The following is a 1,921-nucleotide window of genomic DNA, read 5'->3' on the forward strand; positions in this document are numbered from 1 at the left end:
CTTCTGAAGCTCTTGCTTTTCCTCTGACGTTAGATAGTTTCTGACTCCCATGGCTTATTCCAGAATTTTAATGTATTATACGCAGTTTAGATGACTAACAGCTTACTTACCCGAAGCAAGAGGAAAAGTATCAAATAGGAGCTGTCTTAAAAAGTCCTTAGCGATTCTCTTGAAATACTCTGCCAAGGCTGACTTTGAATATATTTTATCGGGAAAACCAGACCATTGAGGTAGTAGCTCTAGCAAGGTTACATCGTTGATGGTCTTCTCAATCAGTGGTTCAGTAGCTTCTTCACCATCCTCATTAGATCCGTAGTAGTTCCCATCTTTAAGATAACCTAATGCATCCTTCAGGACATCGGCTTTAGCCTGCATCAAGGTATTTTCAAAGTCAGCTCGCCTATATCCATAGCTTTCGCCATAGTCTAGAAGACCTTCCACATGTTTATTTTCCTCAACCTCTTCGACTTCCCAAGAAGGCTGATATCCAATGGACTCATCCCAGTCTGAGTGGGTTTGGCATTCATTCTCTAACCAATCTATACATGCCTGCGCGTCATCTCCACTATAGCCATTTTCAACGAGATGATTTCGGGCAACAATTAACTGATCTAGCTTGTAATTGCCATTTTTGCCAATCTCGATTCGACTGCCATCATCCTTGGCAAATTTATAGTGATCCTGATTAATTTCGATATGCAGGTGATGTTTGGCCTTGTTACCAATAAACCGCTCCCTTTGAATCAAGCTTGCCCGGATAATTGAACTCTTCTGCGATACTTGAGGAGCGTCCTGATTGGACGGCTTGACCCTAGAGGTTGGGGCTTCCTGATGATTGACTCCGGAGTTTTGCTGTACCACATGGGTGAGTTCATGGGCAATGAGTTCTTGGCCACTTTGGCTACTTGGCTGGTAGGCTCCTTGGCGGAAGAAAATATCTTGTCCAGTGGTAAAAGCCTTGGCTTGAATCGAGTGATTGAGCTGATCCGCCTGACTATCGGTGTGAATGGTGACGCCGCTGAAATCCGCCCCCATGGCTTGGCCCATTTGCCGTTGTAGATGAGGATCAAGCGCTTGTCCACTGCCCCTGGCTTGGTGGATGGCGGATTCTAAAGCTTCGGAGGCTGGCCCACCTTCAACGGCTTCTGTGACGGGGCGCATTTGCAGTTCGTCGTCTTCTTCGATGGACTCCCTTTGCAGAGAATCGGGCTTCATCTGAAGCTCTTCATCGTCTTCGATGGATTCTCGCTGAACGGCAGCTTTGGTTTGGGGTGCGTGAATTTGCTGCACCACTTGGCTGGCCACGCGATCCGCCTCTTGTTCATACCGATCACCTGGTTCGCCGATGGTGAGTTTAGCCTGAATGGGGGCAGACCGAGGGGGGGGTGTGACAAGCTTATCGAGAATGGGAGGGGCGCTGTTGGCTGGGGAATGGGGAACCTCTTCCACCGCTGGATCCGCAAAGGGACGGGGTTGGAAGGGGTCGGAAGAGGGTTTCGGGGAGGCCGCAAAATCGTCTTTTTTGCGAAGGGATGATCGGTGACGCGCCATGGTGAACCTCCGGTGATGGAGAGGGCTCTCCTATTGTCTGGGAATTTTGCGGAATTGCCCTTAGCTCGACTTTATCCAATTAGGCAGCATGGCAAAGTAACTCGGCCCAGATGTCGAAGATAGGGCGCGGGACTTTAACGTACTCAAGGTCATCTTGCGATGTCTGAAAAAGCCGAGAGGCCCATAGATAGCGCCGGACAAAGGCCAAGGCATCAGCAAAGGTCGGGTGTTGCTTGATGTACCAGGCGGTATGAGGTAGGGGGAAGGTAAATTGGGGGTGCAGGCGCTGGGTGAGGAGCACGACGAGGGAGAAGAGTGAGAGCAGGGCCGGTGTAGTGCGTAGGATTGCTAAGTCAGACCACTGTCGCTG

Annotated in this window: 2 protein-coding genes; both read right to left on the reverse strand. The window is 49.9% G+C overall.

Features of this window, described 5'->3' with window-relative positions:
- Window positions 1–102: 102 nt before the first annotated feature.
- On the reverse strand, window positions 103–1,551 hold the full coding sequence (locus H6G62_RS27060) for a DUF4157 domain-containing protein (RefSeq protein ID WP_190500922.1): 1,449 nt from the start codon (window positions 1,549–1,551) through the stop codon (window positions 103–105).
- Window positions 1,552–1,630: 79 nt separating this feature from the next.
- The coding region (locus H6G62_RS27065) for a hypothetical protein (protein ID WP_199325224.1) at window positions 1,631–1,921 on the reverse strand (291 nt) is incomplete at its 5' end.

It is taken from the genome of Phormidium sp. FACHB-1136 (genome assembly GCF_014697375.1).
In the GTDB taxonomy this organism is placed as follows: Bacteria; Cyanobacteriota; Cyanobacteriia; order Phormidesmidales; family Phormidesmidaceae; genus Nodosilinea.